21 protein-coding genes are annotated in these 21,046 nt (G+C 66.1%); 6 read left to right on the top strand and 15 right to left on the bottom strand.

All coding sequences use genetic code 11. The features are described 5' to 3' along the window. Positions 1-101 precede the first annotated feature (101 nt). Positions 102-962: a MaoC/PaaZ C-terminal domain-containing protein gene (locus tag ACZ60G_RS19085; RefSeq protein ID WP_465811393.1), complete on the top strand. Its 861-nt coding sequence runs from the start codon at positions 102-104 to the stop codon at positions 960-962. 211 nt (positions 963-1,173) lie between these two features. On the opposite strand, the gene ACZ60G_RS19090 is transcribed toward ACZ60G_RS19085, so the two are convergent. The 6 genes from ACZ60G_RS19090 to zapE form a co-directional block, all read right to left on the bottom strand. Continuing rightward, positions 1,174-1,629: a hypothetical protein gene (locus ACZ60G_RS19090; protein WP_465811394.1), complete on the bottom strand. Its 456-nt coding sequence runs from the start codon at positions 1,627-1,629 to the stop codon at positions 1,174-1,176. After that, a complete protein-coding gene (locus ACZ60G_RS19095; RefSeq protein WP_433527319.1) occupies positions 1,626-2,885 on the bottom strand; it encodes a DUF58 domain-containing protein in 1,260 nt (419 codons plus the stop codon). The genes ACZ60G_RS19090 and ACZ60G_RS19095 overlap by 4 nt, the downstream gene beginning before the upstream one ends. A gap of 133 nt (positions 2,886-3,018) precedes the next feature. Continuing rightward, on the bottom strand, positions 3,019-3,981 hold the full coding sequence (locus ACZ60G_RS19100) for an AAA family ATPase (RefSeq protein WP_465811395.1): 963 nt from the start codon (positions 3,979-3,981) through the stop codon (positions 3,019-3,021). Between the two features lie 46 nt (positions 3,982-4,027). Continuing rightward, positions 4,028-4,522 (bottom strand): hypothetical protein, encoded by a 495-nt coding sequence (locus tag ACZ60G_RS19105; protein ID WP_465811396.1) that lies wholly within the window; start codon positions 4,520-4,522, stop codon positions 4,028-4,030. Further along, positions 4,519-5,466 carry a DUF4129 domain-containing protein gene (locus ACZ60G_RS19110; RefSeq protein ID WP_465811397.1) on the bottom strand — a complete coding sequence of 316 codons (948 nt, stop codon included), beginning with the start codon at positions 5,464-5,466 and terminating at the stop codon, positions 4,519-4,521. Before ACZ60G_RS19110 ends, ACZ60G_RS19105 begins: the two co-directional genes overlap by 4 nt. Positions 5,467-5,603: 137 nt before the next feature. Further along, positions 5,604-6,566 (bottom strand): cell division protein ZapE, encoded by a 963-nt coding sequence (gene zapE, locus ACZ60G_RS19115; RefSeq protein ID WP_465811398.1) that lies wholly within the window; start codon positions 6,564-6,566, stop codon positions 5,604-5,606. 40 nt (positions 6,567-6,606) lie between these two features. On the opposite strand from zapE, the gene ACZ60G_RS19120 reads away from it, so the two are divergent. Beyond that, positions 6,607-7,209: a TetR/AcrR family transcriptional regulator gene (locus ACZ60G_RS19120; protein WP_465811399.1), complete on the top strand. Its 603-nt coding sequence runs from the start codon at positions 6,607-6,609 to the stop codon at positions 7,207-7,209. 144 nt (positions 7,210-7,353) lie between these two features. On the opposite strand, the gene ACZ60G_RS19125 is transcribed toward ACZ60G_RS19120, so the two are convergent. From ACZ60G_RS19125 to ACZ60G_RS19165, 9 genes are read right to left on the bottom strand one after another with little or no spacing between them, the layout of a single operon-like run. Further along, a complete protein-coding gene (locus tag ACZ60G_RS19125) occupies positions 7,354-7,794 on the bottom strand; it encodes an NUDIX hydrolase (RefSeq protein WP_465811400.1) in 441 nt (146 codons plus the stop codon). A gap of 38 nt (positions 7,795-7,832) precedes the next feature. Further along, on the bottom strand, positions 7,833-8,045 hold the full coding sequence (locus tag ACZ60G_RS19130) for a type II toxin-antitoxin system HicA family toxin (RefSeq protein ID WP_465811401.1): 213 nt from the start codon (positions 8,043-8,045) through the stop codon (positions 7,833-7,835). 15 nt (positions 8,046-8,060) lie between these two features. Next, positions 8,061-8,267 (bottom strand): type II toxin-antitoxin system HicB family antitoxin, encoded by a 207-nt coding sequence (locus ACZ60G_RS19135; protein WP_433758410.1) that lies wholly within the window; start codon positions 8,265-8,267, stop codon positions 8,061-8,063. Between the two features lie 46 nt (positions 8,268-8,313). Beyond that, positions 8,314-9,498: a lipid-transfer protein gene (locus ACZ60G_RS19140; RefSeq protein WP_465811402.1), complete on the bottom strand. Its 1,185-nt coding sequence runs from the start codon at positions 9,496-9,498 to the stop codon at positions 8,314-8,316. After that, positions 9,498-9,908, bottom strand: coding sequence for a MaoC family dehydratase (locus tag ACZ60G_RS19145; protein ID WP_465811403.1), 411 nt, complete (start codon positions 9,906-9,908; stop codon positions 9,498-9,500). The genes ACZ60G_RS19140 and ACZ60G_RS19145 overlap by 1 nt, the downstream gene beginning before the upstream one ends. Beyond that, complete coding sequence (locus ACZ60G_RS19150) at positions 9,905-10,831, bottom strand: bifunctional MaoC family dehydratase N-terminal/OB-fold nucleic acid binding domain-containing protein (protein ID WP_465811598.1); 927 nt, start codon at positions 10,829-10,831, stop codon at positions 9,905-9,907. The genes ACZ60G_RS19145 and ACZ60G_RS19150 overlap by 4 nt, the downstream gene beginning before the upstream one ends. Before the next feature lie 56 nt (positions 10,832-10,887). Further along, positions 10,888-12,048 (bottom strand): acyl-CoA dehydrogenase family protein, encoded by a 1,161-nt coding sequence (locus ACZ60G_RS19155; protein ID WP_465811404.1) that lies wholly within the window; start codon positions 12,046-12,048, stop codon positions 10,888-10,890. After that, entirely contained in the window at positions 12,033-13,097 is a 1,065-nt protein-coding gene (locus tag ACZ60G_RS19160) for an acyl-CoA dehydrogenase family protein (RefSeq protein WP_465811405.1), read from the bottom strand. The genes ACZ60G_RS19155 and ACZ60G_RS19160 overlap by 16 nt, the downstream gene beginning before the upstream one ends. A 25-nt stretch (positions 13,098-13,122) precedes the next feature. Continuing rightward, a complete protein-coding gene (locus tag ACZ60G_RS19165) occupies positions 13,123-15,306 on the bottom strand; it encodes an acyl-CoA dehydrogenase family protein (protein ID WP_465811599.1) in 2,184 nt (727 codons plus the stop codon). Positions 15,307-15,471: 165 nt separating this feature from the next. Here ACZ60G_RS19165 and kstR point away from each other — a divergent pair, with 165 nt between their 5' ends. The 4 genes from kstR (at position 15,472) to ACZ60G_RS19185 (ending at position 21,041) form a co-directional block, all read left to right on the top strand. Beyond that, the gene (kstR, locus tag ACZ60G_RS19170; RefSeq protein WP_387294489.1) at positions 15,472-16,134 is read left to right on the top strand and encodes a cholesterol catabolism transcriptional regulator KstR; all 663 of its coding nucleotides are present in this window, start codon (positions 15,472-15,474) and stop codon (positions 16,132-16,134) included. A gap of 288 nt (positions 16,135-16,422) precedes the next feature. Beyond that, complete coding sequence (gene otsB / locus ACZ60G_RS19175) at positions 16,423-18,993, top strand: trehalose-phosphatase (protein WP_465811406.1); 2,571 nt, start codon at positions 16,423-16,425, stop codon at positions 18,991-18,993. A 192-nt stretch (positions 18,994-19,185) separates the two neighbouring features. Further along, complete coding sequence (locus tag ACZ60G_RS19180; protein WP_465811407.1) at positions 19,186-20,067, top strand: metal ABC transporter solute-binding protein, Zn/Mn family; 882 nt, start codon at positions 19,186-19,188, stop codon at positions 20,065-20,067. 65 nt (positions 20,068-20,132) lie between these two features. Further along, positions 20,133-21,041 carry a metal ABC transporter ATP-binding protein gene (locus tag ACZ60G_RS19185; RefSeq protein ID WP_465811600.1) on the top strand — a complete coding sequence of 303 codons (909 nt, stop codon included), beginning with the start codon at positions 20,133-20,135 and terminating at the stop codon, positions 21,039-21,041. The last annotated feature ends 5 nt before the right edge of the window (positions 21,042-21,046 follow it).

Raw genomic sequence — 21,046 nt, forward strand, 5'->3', positions numbered from 1 at the left:
CTGGCAAGCCACCCAACGGCAAGAACCGATCAGCCACACCCTGCCGCCCTGGGCATTCAAGGCGTCTGGCCCTGAACACCTACAACCTTATGGAGAACTCGATGCCCATCGACCCGAAAATCGCGCTCGGCGCGGAACTTCCGAGCGGGGAGTTCACTTGGACGCCATCCGAAGTGCAGCTGTACCACCTGGGCCTCGGGGCTGGCGCACGCTGGACGGATCCGGCCGAACTACGCTACGTCGACGACCGCGACCCGCAGGTGCTGCCGACCTTCGCGACCGTGGCACCCACCTTCCACGACACCGAGCCACCGAAGGTGCAGTTCCCCGGCATCGACATCGATCTGGCGAAGGTCGTGCACGGCCACCAGGAGATCGAGGTGCACCGCCCGATTCCGGCCGCGGGCAAGGCGACCATCACCAGGCGCATCACCGAAGTCTGGGACAAAGGCTCCGCTGCCGTCGTGGTACAGGAGCATACGATCACCGGCTCCGACGGCGAACCGCTGTGGACCGCACGCTCATCCATCTTCGCCAAGGGTGAGGGCGGCTTCGGCGGCGAACGCGGCCCGAGCACCAAGGCCGAACTCCCCGACCGCGCCCCGGATTTCGACGTCACCACCCCGACCCTCCCTCAGCAGGCCCTGCTCTACCGCATGTGCGGCGACCGCAACCCCCTGCACTCGGATCCCGAATTCGCCCGCGCCGCAGGCTTCCCCGCTCCGATCCTGCACGGCCTGTGCACCTACGGCATCGTCTGCAAAACCGCCACGGACACCGTGCTCGATTCGGACGCCAGCCGCGTCACCGGCTTCCGCGCCCGCTTCGCAGGCGTCCTCTACCCCGGCGAAACCATCCGCACCCGCATCTGGCGCACCGACGCCGAACTCATCATCAGCGCCACCGTCGCCGACCGCGCCGACGCCCCCGTCCTCGCCGACGTAATCCTGCGCTTCACCTGACCACTGGACGTCTGATCACCATGCGTTGGTGGAGGCAACACGCCGAGAGCCCCATGCACCAACGCATTCTCGACGCCAAGCGAGGCCTGGGGGGACGTTTGATTGCGGCGTGTTGAGGCCACGGCGAAAGGCCCTCCACGAATGCATTCTCGAGGCACAGGGCGGCCTCGGTGTGGGGGTAAGCCTAGGCTGCGGGATTGCGAGCTTGAACTCAGCTGGGCGCGGTCGCGGTCTCGTCGTTGCGTGCTCGTTTGATTGCGACGCCCTGAATGACCAAGGCGTACAGCAGGATCACCAGGATCGGGGCGGCGATCGGGGCCCAGGCCAAGCGCAACGGGAGCAGCGCGGCGCCGACAGCTACCGCAGAAAAGGCCACCGCACCTGTGACGGACGGAACCGTGGTCGGGACAACGCCAACCGGCGCGGACACCGTCGCGGTATTCAGCAGATAAGCCGTAGCCACCAAACCTGCTGCGGCGGCGGCCAGTACACCGGTATCAGCCACGGCGAGCACCCCGATCGCGAGGAGCACCGCGCCGACCGCGGGGAGCCGGAACCACCAGCCCGCCACCACCAGCGCCGCCGCCGGAATCCCGGCCCATGGCGTCATCAAGGTCACCGAGGTCACCAGCAGGACCCCGGACAGAATGGCGAGGAATCGAATCATCGGCGCACCCTTACGGTTCGGCGATGGTCCGGGATCAATCGCATGACCTGATCCAGCCGGGCGTCTTCGGTCCAGGCCACGATATCGACGCCGACGGTTCCCATATCCCGATACATCGAGGCGCGCTCCAGATTCCACATCCGCGCCAGGGTCGGATCGAGATGTTCGTGGAAAGGTGTGCCGCGCAGGACATCGACGACAACCACCACATGTCCGCGCTTGCGCAGATCGATCAGCGCGAGCGCGAACTGAGTGTCCAGCAGCGTGGTGAAAGCGACGATGATCGCACCGAGTGGCACGGCCGCATGCGGCGCCAAGGTGCCGGTGGTCGGAATGTGCTCATCGCCGACATCGAGCACGGTATCCACGATCCGATAGAACTGCCGCCGCCCGATATCCGGGCGCAGCCAGCGCGGGGACTGGCCGAGGCAGACCACCGCGGTGCGGTCACCGGCCTGCAGCGTCGACTGCACCACCTGCGCCGCGCCGCGCACCGACAGCTCGAGCGAATCGGTGGCCGGGCCCGGCGCCTGCTGCGAAGTATCCACCAGCACAACCACATCCGCGGATCGGTTGGTCAGCCGCTCGGTGACATATAACCGCCCGCGCCGCGCACTCACCGGCCAGTTCACGATGCGGAGCTGATCGCCGGGCGCGTAGGCGCGAATATCGGCGTACTCCACACCGGGACCGTGCTTGCGGGTGAGGTGGGTGCCGAGCCGTTCGGGAAGTTCGGTGCGCGGCAATTTCATTCGCTGCGGGTCGGTGATCGGGTAGACGAACAGTTGTCCCGCGGGCAGCACCGCGGAGGCCACGGACAGTCCCGCCGGGCTCAGCGCGGTGACCCGCACCGAGAGCGGATAGCGACCCCAGCGGTCCGCCGTCAGAGCCAACCGCAGCCCGGCGGGCGCCGTCCCGGAATCGATCGCCTCCTCGATGTCGATCCCGAGTCCCGCGAACTTCTCCGGCTTCAACCGAAGCAACGCGTGACCCGATTCTACGAAGGCGCCGATCGTCGTCACGATCTCCTCCGTCTCGAAACATCGCAGCGTGCCGCCGCCGTCCACCTGGATGCGGGTCCTGGACTGCTGCCACGGCGCGGTGGCCAGCACACCGAGCAGCGGAGCCGCGAAGACGACCAGTTGCCAGCGACCGAGCACCACCGCGAGCAGCAGCGCTACCGCCGCACTCACCGCCAGCATGAACACCAACGGCGCTGGACGCCAGCGCAATTCGGCCTCGACGGCGGCACTCATATCCCGATGCCGCGCCCCGCCCGCCATCGGCTCGTCCCTGGTCGGCGGTCGCGCCGCTGCGGCATTGGCCGCCGCGATCCCTTGGATGACGGGGGCGGTGGATTCCGGCGGGGTCATGCCCTTTCCCGCCGGATCATGTCACCGACGCGCGCGGAACCGGCAGACGGCGCAGCAATTCGGTGATCACGTCCTCGCCGCGGATCCGGCGCACCCACATCTCGGGACGCAAGGTGATCCGGTGTGCCATGGCCGCAACGGCGAGCGCCTTGACGTCTTCCGGAATCACATAGTCGCGCCCGAGCAGCAGCGCACGGGCCCGCGACATCTGCACCAGATCGAGTTCGGCGCGCGGACTCGCACCCACCTCGACCTGCGGATGCGCACGCGTCGCACCGGCCAGCGCGACCACATAGCTGACCACGTCCGGATGCACCGTGACGAATTCGACGGACTGGCGCATCTCCAGCAGTCCGTTCGCATCGACCACCTGCACCACCTGCGGTGTCGCCGAACCGCGTTCCAAGCGGCGGCGGATCATCTGACGTTCGTCGTTCTCGGACAGATAGCCCAGCCGCAGCTGCATGGCGAACCGGTCCAGCTGCGCCTCCGGCAGCGGATAGGTGCCCTCGTATTCGATCGGATTATCGGTGGCGAGCACGATGAAAGGCTGTGGCAGCGGAAAGGTTTCGCCGTCGATGCTGACCTGTCCCTCGGCCATCGCCTCCAGCAGCGCGGCCTGGGTCTTCGGTGGGGTGCGGTTGATCTCGTCGGCCAGCAGCACATTGGTGAAGACCGGTCCGCGCCGGAAATTGAAGCGGCCCGTGGACATGTCGTAGATGGTGGAGCCGAGCAGGTCGGCGGGGAGCAGGTCGGGCGTGAATTGCACGCGGGTGAAGTCCAGGCCGAGCGCGGCGGCGAAGGACCTGGCGATGAGCGTCTTGCCGAGGCCGGGCAGATCCTCGATCAGGATGTGACCGCCGGCAAGTACGGCGATCATGATCAGCTGCAACTCATCCCGCTTGCCGACGATCACTCGGGATAGCTCCCGGAGCACCGCCTCGCTGCGCTGGATGGTCGTGTCCATCGGCATCGTCATATGTCTACTCGCACTTGCCTCAAACCCATTCTCCTAAGACGACTCATTACATCTTTTGCAAGCAGCGCAGGATTTCGTCCAGCGCCGCCCGCCCCGGTGCGGGAGTCGTCTGATCCCGCAGTGCCGAGTTGGCCGGATCGACCCAGCGCCACAGCTCCGGGCCGAATTGCAAAATTCCGGCGGCCTCGGTCGCCTTGCGGTTCTTGGCGACCCGCAGGCCGGTGGACAACTCGAACTCCTTGGCCAGCAGCGGACGCAGATGCCGATCCCAGTCGGCCCTGGTGCCGTCCGCGCGATCGGCGAGCATCTCCGCTCTGGCATGCCAGTGGCGCAGCATCTCGGCGGGACCGTTGTCGATATCGTCGGATCCGGCATCGGTTTTGATGGCCGAACGGCCGGTCAACGACCAGATGAGCTGAATCATGGCCAGCGCCACCGGAACTCCGGCGGCGATGAGCAATGCACCGCGGGCCTTGCCGAGGGTGATGAGCTCGATCAGCACGATGAGGAACAGCGCACCGATCACGATCGCGCGGTTCATACCATCTCCCCTTGCAGATCGGCCAGCACGATACGCAGCAGTTGTTCGGCCCGCATCCGCTGCCACTCCAGCATCGAATGCGGACTGAACCTGGCCTCCTCGAAGAGCGCGACCAATTCCCTGGCCGACGCGTCGTGCAGTGCGCCACGCTCGAAGGCGCGGGCCAGCACCTCCATCGGGGTATCCGAAGCCAGGGGTGCGGCGGCGCGATCGAAGGACAGCCCATGTTCCATCGCGACGTAGCAGGCGATGATGGCCTCGCGCGGATCCTGACCGGGCACATTCATGGCGGCCAGACCCATCTCGGCCGCCCTGGCCAGCGAACCCGCGACCGTCGGCGCGGCGGAGGGCGCCGGGACCGGCACCACACGCGGCTTGCGCTGCCCTGCCACCGCGACCACGATCAGCCCGATCAATGCCCCGCCGACCAGCACGGTGGCAGCGACAATGGCTACCAGTAGTGCCGTCCCGGTGAGGTGCTGCGTGGGCGCGCTGTCGGGGGGCGCGGGAGCGGTGACCGCCTCCTGCGGGGTGCGGCTGGTGGTACCGCGCGGCCCCGATGACGTCGCCGGCTCACCCTCGCGGCCGAATCCGACGAAGAAGACCGCCGACGCCGCCGCGACGATCAAGGAAACGACCGCCAGTGCGGCCAGCACCAGTAGGCCGGTACGGCCGAGCAGTCCATGTCTGCGCTCGGAATCACGATCCACCTCCGGCATGGCCAGCGGCAGTCGGTGCTGGCTGGCTATCACCCCGGCGATCAGGATCACCACCGATACCGTGAGCAGTACCGGCATCAACACCACCGAAATCGCCGATGGCACCGTGCGGTGATCGCCGGAAGCATGGGCCCCGGGAATGTGGCCGCGCAGCGCGATCGCGGCACACGCCAGGAGCGTGATCAGCACGATCACGCGCGATATCGGCGCTCCCGCCCTGGCCACTTGCTACCACCACATCTGAGTACAGCTCTGAACAGGCACATAGTTACATGCCGAGTGGTCCGCTCGGGACTGAATCGAATACTTAGGATCGCCTCCTTTTTATCCGTAACCGGCAGTGCATTCAAGTGGGTGCGCAGCTAGCTGAGCACGACGGATTCGGGCTGACGGAGTTCCCTCAGGCGGCTTGCGGTCCGAGCCAGATCGGGGACGGCGGGAACGTCGGCCACCAGGTCCGATAGTGCGATGCGCGCCTCGAGGGTGAGTTCGAGATCGGCGTCGTAGAGCACGTCGATCAGATTGACGAAGCGCATCGCCCAGTCGGGCGGGACCTCGCGCAGGGGTGGGACGTTGCGCAAGGTCCATCGGCGAAAGCGGTGTGCGAGTTCGACGTAGTCCGAGGCGGCGGTGGCGGTGCCGCACAGGGCGGCGAAGTCGAAAGTGATGGCGGAGCCGTCGACGGCGTCGGCGTGGATCTCGCGGGCACCCGAAACAACAACCTCCGAGGTGTCGGCGTCTCTCGCATCGTCGATGCGATAACAGCCGGAGGCGAAGCCCGTGCCGCTGTGCGCGGTGCGGGTGCGGTAGTCGAGTGGGCCGTCGACCGAGACGAGATCCAGATGCGCGCGGATGCGCGCGATGGTCGGCAGGAAGCGGTCGTGGAACAGCGGGTTGGGCAGCAGCTGCTCCGGCGGGTAATTCGAGGTCACCACCAGGACGATGCGGCGGGCGAACAGGACGTCGAGCATGCGGGCGATCAGCATGGCGTCGCCGATATCGTGCACGTGGAATTCGTCGAAACAGACCAGTTCGGCATGACCGAGCAGGTTGTCGATCGCCTTGTCGATGGAGCCCGATTCGTGTGCCGCGGTGTGCAATTGGGCGAAGAAGTTGTGGAAGTGGAAGCGGCGCTTACGGTTCGACGCTATGCCCGCGAAGAAGTCGTCCATCAGCATGGTTTTGCCGCGACCGGGTCTGCCGTGCAGGTAGACGCCGCGATGCCGCTTCATCGGCCTGCCGTGCCGGTCGAGCAGTTCGAGCAGTTCGAGCAAGCTCGCGCGAGCCCGGAGCTGGTCGGCATCGAGCGTGACGTTGTCTTCCATGACACCCTCCTGATCCTCTACAGTTGTAGAGGATCAGGAGATGCGGCCGCCAGCGAAGGTGATGATGTCCACAACCGACCGACGCGCGGCACTCGTCGACGCCGCCATCGATGTGATTGCCACCCAGGGCATTCGAGCGCTCACCCACCGCGCCCTCGATACCGTCCTCGGGCTGCCCGGCGGGTCGGCCTCCTATTACTTCCGCACCAAACGCGCGCTCATCGAGGCGATCGCGGACCGGATCACCACCCGCTCCCGCGACGACTTCGCCGCCGCCGAGCTCGCTCCGTCGGCACCCATCGACCCCGATGACATCGCGAAGGCCATAGCCGGCTGGCTCGACCGCCTACTCGTCGATCGTCGCAATCACCTGATCGTCCGGCATGCGCTGATCATCGATCTGCTCGGCGACCCGGAATTGCACCGGCGACTGGCACACAGCCTGTTCTCGCCCGAGCGGGCACGAGAACTATTCCACGCCTTGGGTTTTCCCGATCCCGATGCGGCCGCCGCCGACTTCATCGCGGTACTCGAAGGCGCGGTGTTCGATAGATTCGCGGGCGCGCGGGCCTATGTTCCGGCAGGCACCCGGGACAGCGTCGACCAGCTCGCGGCCATGCTGTCCCGCCAACTCACCCCGTAGACCCCGGGGCTACTCCGCCGAGCCCAACTCGCCATAACGCGTGCCCCTTCGATCCCGGAGCTCCTTCGTCCAGCCCAACTCGCTATAGGGCGTGCCGCTCGTGAACCCGGATTGTCCCGCCAACTGCCCCCGCCGATCCCAGAACTATTTCGTCCAGCCCAACTCGCTATAAGGCGTGCCACTCGTGAACCCACGAATTCCGGTTGCGGAATAGCGGATCAGCGACTCTTCCGGCAGCGCGTCGAGCGAAAACCACTGCAGTCCATAGCTTTTATCCGGCTCCAGATTCACCGGCTCACCTGCCCAGCGCAGTGCATGGAAGAACAGCCCGAGCCGGGCTTCCCGCCCGGAGCCGATCACGTGCGCGGTGTGAATCAGCCGCAGATCCGCCGGATCGATGACAACCCCGATCTCCTCACCTGCCTCACGCACAGCGGCAGCGGTGGCCGGTTCGCCGGACTCCAGCTTCCCGGCGGGTAGATGCCACAGCCCATCGAATTCGTCGGCACTGCGCCGCCTGCTGAGCAACACCGCATCGTCTTGGACGAGCAGGATGTGGACGTCGATCAGGTGTCGATCGGCCATTCCGAACCTCTCACCGGACCCCTGACGCGCTGAGTGGCCTAATCGAGCAATTGCACGAATTCGGCAACCGACAGACCCGCATCACGAATGATGCGCCGTAGCGTGCCAGGCTTGATATCGGCACCGCGATGCACCGGCACAACGGTAAACCGCCCTTCCGGACTACGCATCATATGATGGCTGCCGTTCACTCGGATCAGCCCGAACCCAGCTCGCTCGAGTGCCTTGATGACCCTGTCCCCCTGAAACAACTGGAAGCGGCGGCATCAGGCGACATCCTGGACGATCGTCAGAACCGACGGCAGTCCAATCTCCTCTAGAACTAGTGTGACGGCTTCGTGTAGGTCAGCAACCGCCTCATCCGGAGTCTCACCGACCCCGTGCGCGCCGCCGTTCGGAAAGACGGCGTGAGCACCCCAAGTACCGTCTTCCTCCTGCTCCAGTTCATATGGAATCTGGACCATCCGCTTCATATGCTCACTCTAGCGGTAACAGCCGAGGTCGACGTCCGTCCGACTTCTAACGCGCTAGCACCAAGCCCGAGGTCGGGACGCCCGTGCCAGCGGTGACCAGGATGTTCTCCACATTTTCCACCGGGTTGACGGAGGTGCCGCGGATCTGCCGTACCGCCTCGGCAATCCCGTTCATACCGTGGATATAGGCCTCGCCCAGCTGTCCGCCGTGGGTATTGAGCGGCAGGCGGCCACCGACTTCGATGGCGCCGTCGGCAATGAAGTCCTTTGCCTCACCGCGTCCGCAGAAGCCGAGTTCCTCCAGCTGCATGAGGACGAACGGAGTGAAGTGGTCGTAGAGGATGGCTGCCTGCATATCCTCCGGACGCAAACCACTCTGCTCCCAGAGCTGATCGCCGACCAAACCCATTTCCGGCAGGCCCGTGAGGGCGTCGCGGTAGTAGCTGGTCATGACATATTGGTCCGCACCGGAACCCTGTGCCGCAGCGGCGATTACAGCCGGACGCTGCGGCAGATCCCGGGCCCGCTCGACGCTGGTGACCACGATCGCGACACCGCCGTCGGACTCCTGGCAGCAGTCGAGCAGATGCAGCGGTTCGGCGATCCAGCGCGAATTCTGGTGATCGTCCAGGGTGATCGGCTTGCCGTAGAAGAAAGCGGCCGGGTTCACCGCGGCGTGTTTGCGGTCGGCGACGGCGACGCGGCCGAAGTCCGCGCTCGTCGCGCCGTAGACGTGCATATACCGGCGGGCGACCATGGCCACCTGCGCGGCCGGTGTCCCCAACCCCTGTGGATAGGACCAGCCGGCATCGATGCCCGAGGAGGTCGGCGCGGTGGCCAGCGCGGTGGAGAACTGGCCGAAGCGCGATACCGAACGCTCGTTGAAGGCGCGATAGGCGACAACCACGTCGGCGACGCCGGTGGCGACCGCCATGGCGGCCTGCTGAACGGTGGCGCAGGCGGCACCGCCGCCATATCCGATGTGGCTGAAGAACTTCAGCTGCGGGATACCGACGGCACGTGCCACGGCCGCCTGGGTATTGGTATCCATGGTGAAGGTGGTCAGGCCGTCCACATCGGCGGGTGTGAGGCCCGCGTCGGCGAGCGCCGCGGTGACCGCCTCGGCGGCCAAACGCAATTCGCTGCGGCCGGAGTCCTTGGAGAAGTCGGTGGCGCCGATGCCGACAATGGCGGCGCGGCCGGAAATCCCGGTGGTGCTGTCAGCGGTCATCATGGCCTCCGCAGTGCGATAACGGCTTTCGCCGTGATGTGGTCACCGAGGCTGTCGCGGCCGACGACATCGATATGGATGTCGTCACCGTGGATCGCGGAGACGGTGCCGGAAAGTGTCAGCGTGTCACCGGCATACAGCGGTACACCCAGGCGCAGCGCGACCGATTTGACGATGGCGCGCGGTCCGGCCCAGTCGGTGACGAAGCGCTGCACCAGCCCGGTATCGGTGAGGATATTGACGAAGATGTCCTTGGAACCACGGGCGATGGCCTTGTCCCTGTCGTGGTGCACATCCTGAAAGTCCCTGGTGGCCAAGGCCGTACTGATCACGAAGGTCGGATCGGCGGTAATGACCAACTCGGGCAGTGCGGTGCCGACCTCGATGGTGGCCGCTTCGACGTAGGTCATGCGGTCACCCGCCAGACCGGCAGCACGGCCTCGTCGTCGAGCTTCTCGAACTCCACCTGCACCGGCAGGCCGATCTTCACATCGGCCGGATCGACGCCGCGCAGCTCACCGAGCATCCGCACACCCTCTTCCAATTCGACCAGCGCGACCACGAAAGGCAATATCCGCCCAGGCACTTTCGGCGCGTGATGCACGACATAACTGAACACTTCACCGCGGCCGGAGGCGACGACATAGTCGGTCTGCTCCGACTTGTCCTGCCACAGTGCCGGAATCGGCGGATGCCGCAGCGTGCCGTCCGGCAGCCGCTGGATCCGCAGCTCCCCGGCCTTGGTGCCCTCCCAGAAGAATTCGGTATCCCAGGAGACCAGCGGTTTGACCCGTTCGCCCGCGGGCGCTTTCGGTGCGGTACCGGTACCGGGCGCGAATTTGAGCAGCCGGAACAGCATTTCGGCGACGACCTCGTCACCGACGTGCCAGCTGGTCTGGAAGGTGACGAACCAGCCATCGCCGAGCGCGGTCTTCTTCGGCCCGCGAATCTCGGAAAGCCTGCTGGTCACCGAGATCTGCTCGCCGACGTTCACATACCGGTGATAGGTCTGCTGACAGTCGGTCGCGACCACGGAGGTATAGCCCGCGCTGTCGAGCAGCTCGGTGACCTGCGCCATCGGATCATCGGCCGGACGAGAACCGTTGAGCCCGAACATGGTCCACACCTGGGCCATGGCCGGTGGGGCCACGGTGCCGGGATGTCCGGCGGCACGCGCGGCCTCCTCGTCGACGTAGATCGGGTTCCGATCCCCGAGCGCCTCCACCCAGTTGTTGATCATCGGCTGGTTCACCGGATCACGCCCGAGGCGTGGCGCGCAATCACCCGCCGCGATGATCTTCTCGGCGGCTTCGGTAATCGCTTCCGGAGTCATGGTTTCCGGCACGCGCGGCTCCTTGTAGTCGTGGCGTACCGCGCTTCGGCGCGGATTCATCGAGGTACCCGAGGCAGCTTCAGCCCGGAGGAGGCGACCAGTTCGCGCATCACCTCATTGACGCCGCCGCCGAAGGTCACCACCAGATTCTGTTTGGTTCTGCGGTCCAGCCAGGTCAGCAGTTCGGCGGTGTCCGGATCGGCCGGATCGCCGTAATGCCCGACGATCTCCTCGGCCAACCGGCCCGCCTCCTGCAGCGATTCGGTGGAGTACACCTTGGTTGCCGAGGCATCGGCGATCACGGTGGCCTGGTCACCGTCGACGGTCGCCGCGACCTGCCAGTTCAACAGTTCGTTGAGCCGAGCCATGGCGTGGATGCGACCGAGCGAGCGCCGCACATCGGCCTCGGCGAGCACACCGCGCGACTGGGCCCATTCGCGCGCCCGGTCGTAGAGCTGTTCGATCTTGCCGGACGGGCCGAGGCTCACCCGCTCGTGGTTGAGCTGGGTGGTGATCAGTCGCCACCCCTTGTTCTCCTCGCCCACCAGCATGTCGGCGGGCACCCGGACATTGTCGAAATACGTGGCGTTGGTGTGGTGCGCACCATCGCAGGTGATGATCGGCGTCCACGAGTAGCCGGGATCGGTGGTATCCACGATCAGGATCGTGATGCCACGGTGCCGCGATTCGACCGAGCCGGTGCGGCAGGCCAGCCAGACATAGTCGGCCTCATGCGCACCGGTGGTGAAGATCTTCTGCCCGTTGACGATCCAATCGCCGGATTCGTCGCGCACCGCACTCGTGCGCAGCGCGGCGAGGTCGGTGCCCGCCTCGGGTTCGGAGTAGCCGATCGCGAAATGGATATCGCCGGAAAGGATTCCGGGCAGGAACTTCGCCTTCTGCTCGTCGGTGCCGAAGCTCTGCAGCGTCGGCCCGACCGTCAACAAGGTGACCAGCGGCAGCGGAACATCCGCGCGCACCGCCTCATTGAAGAAGATCTGCTGTTCCATCGGCCCGAAACCCTGGCCGCCGAACTCCTTCGGCCAACCGACACCGAGCCAACCGTCCGCACCCATCCGGCGCACCACCGCGCGGTAGGCGTCACCGTGGCGGTTGATCGCCATCTCGGCCTCCTCCTCAGGAGTTACGAGATCGGCGAAGTACGCGCGCAATTCATCGCGCAGCTTGCGCTGCTCCGCGGTCAGGTCGATGAACATCTGGCCCCCAATCGATCGAGTCGGAACGATTCGCCGCCGAGCCAGCGGGCGATGTCCTTGGCCTGCGAGAAATAGCGGTGCATCGGGTGGGTCACATCGACCCCGAGGCCACCGTGCAGGTGATGGCATTTCTGCATGGCGGCGGGCAGTTCCGAGGCCACGGTGTAGGCGAGCACATCGAGGTCGTCATCGATGCGCTCCTGATGCTGCGGCGTCGGATCGGAGTGTGCCAGTGCCCAGTTCGCCGAAACGGCGGCGGCGTGCAGGGTCCGCGAGACGACGTACACATCGGCGATCTGCTGTGCGACGGCCTGGAATTCGGCGAGCGGCCGATTGAACTGCCGCCGGGTCCGCAGGTGCTCGGCGGTGAGCAGGAGCGCACCTTTGAGCAGCCCATCCGCGGTCGCTCCGATCGATGCGATGGCCAACCGGTGCAGTTCACCGATGCCGCCGGGCAGCAGTTGCTCGGCCGGAATCTCGACCTGGTCCAGGCGCACCGAACATTCCGGAATCCCGCCGGAAGCCGGTGACGGCGTCAGGGTGAGTCCGGCCGAATCCGAATCAACCAGTGCGATACCGGAATTCGTCGGAATCAAGAGCCAGCGCGCCTGCTCCGCATAAGGCACCGCCACCTTGTGACCGGTGATGCGCACGGTGTCGCCATCGGAAACCGCGGTGGTCTCCGGCTTGACCACGAACGGATTCGCGCGCTCGCTGAGCGCGGCGGTGAGCACCGTGCCCTTGGCGACCTCCGGATATACCCGCTCGGCGACGCTGTCCGGCAATCCGGCCAGCAGCGGCAGCAGGCCGAGGCCGAGGGTCGGCAGGGCGGGTACCGCCACCGCCTCGGCGGCCAGTTCGGTCAACAGGACCGAGACCTCCGCCAAGCCCATACCGTCACCGCCGAACCGCTCCGGCAGCGCGAGCGAGAGCAGTCCGGTCTCGATCAGACTCGGCCACAGCTCGATATCGCGTGCCGGTTCACGCTCCAGCAAACTCACGACGACCTCGGCCACGGCTTCCTGGCCCTCGTCCCGGGTGAAGTCCACGCTTTACTCCCAGTTGGTTGGTCGACTAGCTGTCGGCATCGCGAGGCAGTCCGAGGATTCGCTCACCGGCTACGGTCAACAGAATCTGCTCGGTTCCACCAGCAATCGACAAACAGCGCGTGAGCAGGAACTCTTTTACCACCTCTGAGTCCTGCGCACCGGTTGGACCTGCCGTTTCCACCGCGAATTCGGCCACTGCCTGGCGGTGCCGGACACCGACGAGCTTGCGCACACTGCTCTGCGCTCCCGGATCACCGCCCGCCAGCATCCGAACCGCGGCACGCTGTTCCAGCAACAGTCCAGCGATCGCATCGGCGACGAAGCCGCCGAGCCGATCGTTCAGTAGCTCCGCACCCGGCCCGGTGGCGGGCAGTTTGGCGATGAGCTCCTCCAGTACCGGCCCGATGCCGTTGCCGCCCATGGCGACTCGTTCGGTCGACAGGGTCGAGCGGGCGATCTTCCAGCCGTTGTTCAGCGCGCCGACCAGACCGTCGTCGGGCACGAAGACGTCATCGAGGAAGACCTCGCTGAAGCGCGCCTCCCCGGTGATCTGCACCAGCGGACGCACCTCGAGTCCGGCGCTGCGCATATCGACGAGGAAGTAGCTGATGCCGCGGTGCTTCGGCGCGTCCGGATCGGTGCGGGCCAGGCAGATCGCCCAGTTCGCCCGATCACCCAGTGACGTCCACACCTTCTGTCCGCGCAGCACCCAGCCGCCGTCGACCTTCTTGGCGGTGGTGCGCAGCGCGGCCAGATCCGAACCGGCCTCCGGCTCGCTGAACAGCTGACACCAGACCACCTCGCCGCGCAGCGTCGGCCACGCGAAGCGGTCGATCTGCTCCTGGGTGCCGTGCTGCAGCAGGGTCGGAATGGCCCAGCCGCCGATCGTCAGATCCGGCGACTCCAGGCCCGCGCGCCGCAACTCCTCCGAAATCACCAGGCCTGTCATGGGATTCGCGCCGCGCCCGTACGGTGCGGGCCAGTGCGGCATGGCGAGCCCGGCGTCGACCAGCGCATTGCGCCGCTGATCGGCAGGCAGCGCGGCGATCGCGGCCACCTCGGCGGCCAGCTCGTTCGCATTGCTGTCGCCGACCTCGACGCCAGCTGTGTTCGATTCGCGGCGCTCCCGGGCCCCTCCGTGGTTACGCTCTGCTGCCTCCTCCGGGACCGTCGCTCGCCCCGCAGAGGCGAACACCCGGTCCGCCCCCGTAGTCCGACGCTGCCCGGCTCTGGTCAGCTCGGTGACCCTGGCCCGCCAGCGCGCCGATCCGCCGAGCAGTTGCCGCAGTGCGGTGGCCCGGCGCAGGTAGAAGTGCGCGTCGTGCTCCCAGGTGAAACCGATGCCACCGAGCACCTGAATGCAGTCCTTGGCGGTCTCGACCGCGGCGTCCAGCGAGATCGCGGCGGCGATGGCGGCCGCGATTGGCAGTTCCGCACCGCCCTCGTCGACCGCGGCCGCGGCATCGGCCGCGACGGAACGGATCAGTTCGGCCCGGCAGAGCATCCACGCGCAAATGTGTTTGAGCGCTTGGAAAGAGCCGATCTTGCGTCCGAATTGCTCACGCACCTTGGCGTATTCGACGGCGGTCTCCAGGCACCAGCCCGCCACACCGGCGAGCTCGGCCGAAACCAGTACCGCGAGAAGATCTTCCACCGCATGCGGGGACTCGAACGCCCGGTCCGCAGGCACTCGCACCTCGGCGCAGTGCACACGCGCCAGTGGCGTACTCGGGTCAGAAGGCGCCAGCGACTCGACGCGCAGACCTTCGGCATCGGGTCCGATCACGCACCAGCGCAACCCATCCGGCGTCCGCACCGGCAACAGCACCGAAGTACCCGGCGCAGCGCCGAGCACCGATTCCCAGACACCCGTGAGCAACAACTCATCGGATGTGACCGGTACGCTGACCACGTCCCCGACAACGAAGTCGAGCGCAACACCACACGGCATATCCTCGGCGAGCGCACCCGTGGTGACCAGGTTCGCCAATGCGGTGGACAGCACCGGCCCACCGACCAGATCGTGCGCCGCCTGCTCGACCAATACCGCCAGGTCGGCGACCGATCCACCGTGGCCGCCTGCCGCTTCGGCAAGGGCGACCCGGAAAATTCCGAAGTCCGCCAACCCCGGCCAATAAGCGCGCCAGAAGTCCGTCGGTTCGTCCCGCATTGTTGCAATAGGACGTACCGATCCGGCCCATCCGCGCATCGACTCCTGAACGGCTTTATGCTCGTCAGTGGTGGCGATGGTCACAGTCCGTACCGCCTTTCCGGCGTGACTCCCACACCTAGAACATGTTCTAATATCCTAGCTGGGCGGAAGTCAAGAGACGACCGATGCCCGTTGCCGGAATGCAGGAAAGGACTCTCATCAATGGCCAGTCCCTCCCGATCGCAGCCAGCCGATTCGAATGCGGCCGGGCAAGCATCGGCCACCGCGACGGTCACGACGCTGAGCGAGGACGAGCTCAGCTCGGCCGCGCAGCGGGAACGGCGTAAGCGAATTCTGGACGCGACGCTCGCACTGGCCTCCAAGGGTGGTTACGACGCGGTGCAGATGCGCGCGGTGGCCGAACGCGCCGATGTCGCGGTCGGCACGCTGTACCGGTATTTCCCGTCCAAGGTGCATCTGCTCGTTTCCGCGCTGTCGCGGGAATTCGAGCAGATCGAGGGCAAACGCAAACCGCTTGCCGGCCAGACGCCGAACGAGCGCATGCATCTGCTGCTGACCCAGATCACCCGGATGATGCAGCGCGACCCCTTGCTCACCGAGGCGATGACCCGTGCGTTCATGTTCGCCGACGCCTCGGCCGCCGCGGAGGTCGACCGGGTCGGCAAGGTGATGGACCGGGTATTCGCCAGGGCCATGAACGACGGCGAGCCCACCGAACGCCAGTTGGCGATCGCGCGGGTCATCAGCGATGTCTGGCTGTCGAATCTGGTCGCCTGGCTGACCAGACGCGCCTCGGCCACCGATGTGACCGAGCGACTGGAACTCACCGTGGATCTACTGCTCGGCGACAACGGCGGCCGCTAGCGACTGCTTGCAGGTCGCTCGAAAAGGTCAGCCGATAGCCGGCACCGGTCAGCTCATGCCCGGCAAATCGACCGGGCCTGTCGCGCAGCATCAATCGGGTCGGCCGACGTGAACCTGCACACGCTGGCGGTTGTGTAAGAACGCGTCAGCTGGGCAGATCCAATACGGGGCGGCTAGACGCGTGCGCAATCATGCGCACGCCACGCGGCGCGCTTCGGTGCGGCAAATTCAACACAGTATTGTCACGCGTGCCCCCGAAAAAACTCCTCCGATCACTAGGTTGGATGCGTGAGCGCACAGGATCTGCCACTGGAACTTCGCCGTGCACTGTCGACGGTCGCGCGCGTGCCACGGCTTTTGGTCGCATCGGACTACGACGGGACGATCGCACCCATCGTGTCCGACCCGGCGAAAGCTTTTCCACATCGGGAATCGGTGAGCGCGCTACGAGCGCTTGCCGGTCTCACCGGAACGACCGCCGCCGTGATCTCCGGCCGTGCCCTGCGAGATCTCGCGGCATTGTCGCGACTTCCGGTCGAGGTGCAACTTATCGGTAGTCATGGTTCGGAATTCGATGTGGGTTTCGTGCACGCCATCGACAATGACGCCAAACAACTGCTGGTCGAAGTCCAGACCAGTCTGACGCAGATCGCCGCGGAAAATCCCGGCGCCAGTGTCGAGATCAAACCGGCCAGCGTCGCGCTGCATGTGCGCAATGCGAGTCCGGAAATCGGGCTGCGTGCACTGAAGGCGGTGCGCCAGGGTGCGGCCTGCTGGGTCGGCGTGCAGGTGACCGAGGGTAAGTCGGTTATCGAGCTCGCGGTGATCCAGACGGATAAAGGCGTCGCGCTCGATACTGTCCGGCATCAGGAGGGCGCGTCGGCCGCGGTGTTCTTCGGCGACGATGTCACCGACGAGAAGGCCTTCCGCATGCTGTCCGGCCCGGATGTCGGCATCAAGGTCGGCGACGGCGAGAGCCTGGCCAAATACCGGGTGGACACCACCGAGGCGGTGTCCTGGGCGCTGGCCTTCCTGCTCGAGGAACGGCGCACCTGGTTGGCGGGGGCGAGCGCGCCGCGCATCGAGCGGCTGAGCATGCTGGCCAGTCCGCGCTCGGTGGCGCTGCTCACACCCGACGCGACCGTCACCTGGTTCTGCCACCCCGAGCCCGATTCGGCCGCGGTCTTCGCCCATCTGCTCGGCGGACCGCAGGCCGGACACTTCACCATCGAGCCGGAACGTCCCGGCCTGCCACTGTCGCAGCGCTACATCGACGGCACCATGACCGTCGAAACCCGCTGGGCCAAGCTGCAAGTGGTGGACTACCTGCCGCACGATGTGGCCCCCACCCGCACCGACCTGACCCGGGTGATCACCGGCGATGCGAAGGCCGTCGTAACCTTCGCGCCCCGACCGGAATTCGGTCAGGTACCGGTCAGCATCGAAATCGAATCGAACGGACTGCGCGTAGTCGGCACCAATGATCCGATGGTGCTGCGCTCCCCCGGTGTGCACTGGCAGATCCACTCCGACGGTATGCACAGCTCCGCGCGCGCCGTCGTCGATCCGTCTCGCGGCCCGATCGTGCTGGAAATGCGCTGCGGCACGCAGGATCTCGCGCCCGCCATGGTCAGCGAGCCGGAGCGGCGCAGGGATGCCGAGGACTACTGGTCCAAGTGGGCGGCCAAATTGCAACTGCCGCCACTGAAACCGGATCTGATGAAGCGTTCGGCACTCACGCTGCGCGGGCTCGTGCACGCACCGTCGGGTTCGATCCTGGCCGCCGCCACTACTTCACTGCCGGAAGACATTGGCGGCGTACGCAACTGGGACTACCGCTACTGCTGGCTGCGCGATGCCTCGCTGACCGCACAGGCGCTGGTTTCGCTCGGCTCACTGACCGAGGCCGAGGAGTTCCTCGGCTGGGTGCACCAGGTCCTGGAGACGCTGCCCGGTCCGGAGCGCCTGCACCCGCTGTACACGCTCTACGGCGAAACCCTGCCGCCCGAGGCATCGATCGATCAGCTGCCCGGCTATGCGGGTTCGCGTCCGGTCCGCGTCGGCAACGCCGCGAATATGCAAGTGCAGCTGGATGTTTTCGGTCCGATCGTCGATCTCATCGCATCGCTGGCACACGGTCGCGAGGCGAAGGGGCTGACCGATCCGGACAAGACGCTGCCGGACGCCGACTGGGAACTGGTGCACGCCATGGTCTCGGCGGTGCAGCGGCGCTGGCAGGAACCCGACCACGGCATCTGGGAGATCCGCGGCAACCCGCGCCACCACGTGTACTCGAAGGTGATGGGCTGGCTGACCGTGGACCGGGCGATCACCCTCGCGCAGCGGTTCCAGCGTCAGATCGATCCGCTCTGGATCACGTTGCGCGACACCATCGCCGACGAGGTGAAGTCCAAGGGCTGGAACGACGACGTCCAGTCCTACACCGCCGCCTACGACGGCACCGATCTGGACGCGGCCACCCTGCACATCGGCCTCAGCGGACTGATCGACCCGTCGGATCCGCGTTTCGCGGCGACGGTCGTCGCCACCGAGGCGGAGTTGCGCAGCGGCTCGACGGTGTACCGGTACCACCACGACGACGGCCTGCCCGGCGGCGAGGGCGGCTTCCACCTGTGCGCGGCCTGGTTGGTCGAGGCGTATCTGCTGATCGGTAAGCGCTCGGATGCCGAGGCGCTGTTCGCGCAGCTGGTCGATGTCGCCGGACCGACTGGTCTGCTCAGCGAGGAGTACGACCCGGTCGCCGAACGCTCACTCGGCAACCATCCACAGGCATACAGCCATCTCGGCCTGCTGCGCTGTGCACAGCTGTTGGGTAAGCCGGTGGAAGCGTTCGTCTGAGCCGACTGCCAGACAGTTCCGGGCCCGCGAACCGATCGGTTCGCGGGCCCGGCCCGTATCCACCCCCCGAAGTGATGCGGCAAACATCGACTCGTGCCGAACAGGGCCTCCTGCTACAGTTCAAATGGTAACGATTTCCATTATGATCTAGAGCACGCTCAGATCTGCCGTACTGCCAGGAGTACCCCGCACGTGAGCACACGGATTGCCATCAGATTCGCCGGTATCGCCGTGGGGGTGGCCACCGCTGTGGCGCTCACCGCATGCGGTAGTTCGAAGGATTCGGATAAGCCGAACGTCGTCGCGTCCACCAATGTCTGGGGCAATATCGCGGCAACCATCGCGGGCCCGGATGCCTCGGTAACCGCGCTGATCACCGATCCCGCCGCCGATCCGCATTCGCACGAGACCTCGGCCGTGGAATCGGCCAAGATCAGCGATGCCGATGTGGTCGTGTTCAATGGCGGCGGCTACGACGAGTTCATCGAGAAGGCGATCCAGGGCAAGGACAAGCGCACCGTCGACGCGTTCGAATCCCGGACCGACAAGAGCGACGAGAACGAGCACGTCTTCTACGACATCGGCACGGTGAGCACGGTCGCCGACCGGATCGCGAGCACCCTCGGCGAGATCGACTCCGCCCACGCTGCCGCCTACGCCGATCGCGCCGCCGCGTTCAAGAGCCAGTTGACCGCGATCACCGCCGTCGCCACCAAGATCGCGGGCGAGCACCCGAAGACCCCGGTGCTGCAGACCGAACCGCTGGCACACTACCTGCTGATCGCCGCCGGAACCCAGGATCTGACCCCGCACGAATTCCAGGAGGCGATCGAGCAGGAGACCGATCCGGCTCCCGCCGCCGTCGCCGCCACCCAGGATCTGCTGACCGGTAAGAAGGTTCGCGCGCTGATCTACAACATCCAGACCGAGGACAAGATCACCAAGGATTTGCGGACGCTCGCGCGGTCGAATGGCCTACCCATCGTCGAGGTGACCGAAACGCTGCCCGACGGTGTGGATTACATTCAGTGGCAGACCAAGAACGCCCAGGCCCTGGCCGCGGCGCTGGCCTGATCGAAATTATGACAGCATCGCGCAGCGATCCGATGAGGGGTGGTGGCCGGGTGACGGGTGGGCTAATGGGAGCCACGCTGACCACCGAAGACACCGACAGGGTGGAGCGGCGGTCCGATACCCGCTCAGCCGCCGTAAAACTCGATTCCGCCAGCCTGTCCTTCGGCGAACGCAAGCTTTGGCAAGGGCTGGATCTCGAGATCGCGCCTGGTGAATTCGTCGCGGTTCTCGGGCCGAACGGATCCGGTAAGACCTCGCTGCTGAAGGTGCTGCTCGGTCAGCTCGCGCTCAGCTCCGGCACCGCCGATATCGCGGGCGGGCCCGCACGGGCAGGCAATCCCGATATCGGCTATGTGCCGCAACAGAAGACGATCGATGCCGGTGTGCAGCTGCGCGGCGTCGATCTGGTCGGACTCGGCGTCGACGGGCACCGCTGGGGCCTCGGACTGCGGCGTCGCGCCGAGCGCAAGCACAAGGTCCGTGCGGCCATCGCCGATGTGGGCGCGGAGAAATTCGCCTATGCGCCATTGGAATCCATGTCCGGCGGCGAGCAGCAGCGGCTGCGGGTCGCACAGGCGTTGGTCGGTGATCCCAAGGTGCTGCTCTGCGACGAACCGCTGCTGAGCCTCGACCTGGCCAATCAGCGGTTGGTTTCGGAACTGATCGATCGACGCAGGCGAACCCATGACACCGCAGTGCTTTTCGTGACGCACGAGATCAATCCCATTCTGCCGCTGGTGGATCGGGTGCTGTATCTGGTCGACGGGAAGTTCCGGATCGGCACGCCGGACGAGGTGATGACCTCGGCGGTGCTCTCGGAGCTGTACCAGACCGAGGTCGATGTGCTGCGGGTGCGCGGGCGGCTGGTCGTCGTCGGCACCGGCGACACCATGGACGCACTCGGTGCGGCCGGTGCCCAACACTGCGCAACGCTTTCCGATGAACTGCCCGAATCGGCCGGGGTCCGTTCGTGAACGAC

It is taken from the genome of Nocardia sp. NPDC102475 (assembly GCF_055584605.1).

Coding starts and splice junctions, on each gene's coding strand:
- ACZ60G_RS19125 (WP_465811400.1), bottom strand. CDS start 7,794: ATGGCCGATCGACACCTGATCGACGTCCACATCCTGCTCGTCCAAGAC.
- ACZ60G_RS19165 (WP_465811599.1), bottom strand. CDS start 15,306: ATGCGCGGATGGGCCGGATCGGTACGTCCTATTGCAACAATGCGGGAC.
- ACZ60G_RS19155 (WP_465811404.1), bottom strand. CDS start 12,048: ATGTTCATCGACCTGACCGCGGAGCAGCGCAAGCTGCGCGATGAATTG.
- ACZ60G_RS19100 (WP_465811395.1), bottom strand. CDS start 3,981: ATGACGATGCCGATGGACACGACCATCCAGCGCAGCGAGGCGGTGCTC.
- ACZ60G_RS19120 (WP_465811399.1), top strand. CDS start 6,607: ATGCGGCCGCCAGCGAAGGTGATGATGTCCACAACCGACCGACGCGCG.
- ACZ60G_RS19135 (WP_433758410.1), bottom strand. CDS start 8,267: ATGAAGCGGATGGTCCAGATTCCATATGAACTGGAGCAGGAGGAAGAC.
- ACZ60G_RS19105 (WP_465811396.1), bottom strand. CDS start 4,522: ATGAACCGCGCGATCGTGATCGGTGCGCTGTTCCTCATCGTGCTGATC.
- ACZ60G_RS19145 (WP_465811403.1), bottom strand. CDS start 9,908: ATGACCTACGTCGAAGCGGCCACCATCGAGGTCGGCACCGCACTGCCC.
- zapE (WP_465811398.1), bottom strand. CDS start 6,566: ATGGAAGACAACGTCACGCTCGATGCCGACCAGCTCCGGGCTCGCGCG.
- ACZ60G_RS19185 (WP_465811600.1), top strand. CDS start 20,133: ATGGGAGCCACGCTGACCACCGAAGACACCGACAGGGTGGAGCGGCGG.
- ACZ60G_RS19150 (WP_465811598.1), bottom strand. CDS start 10,831: ATGACTCCGGAAGCGATTACCGAAGCCGCCGAGAAGATCATCGCGGCG.
- ACZ60G_RS19090 (WP_465811394.1), bottom strand. CDS start 1,629: ATGATTCGATTCCTCGCCATTCTGTCCGGGGTCCTGCTGGTGACCTCG.
- ACZ60G_RS19095 (WP_433527319.1), bottom strand. CDS start 2,885: ATGAGTGCCGCCGTCGAGGCCGAATTGCGCTGGCGTCCAGCGCCGTTG.
- ACZ60G_RS19085 (WP_465811393.1), top strand. CDS start 102: ATGCCCATCGACCCGAAAATCGCGCTCGGCGCGGAACTTCCGAGCGGG.
- ACZ60G_RS19140 (WP_465811402.1), bottom strand. CDS start 9,498: ATGACCGCTGACAGCACCACCGGGATTTCCGGCCGCGCCGCCATTGTC.
- kstR (WP_387294489.1), top strand. CDS start 15,472: ATGGCCAGTCCCTCCCGATCGCAGCCAGCCGATTCGAATGCGGCCGGG.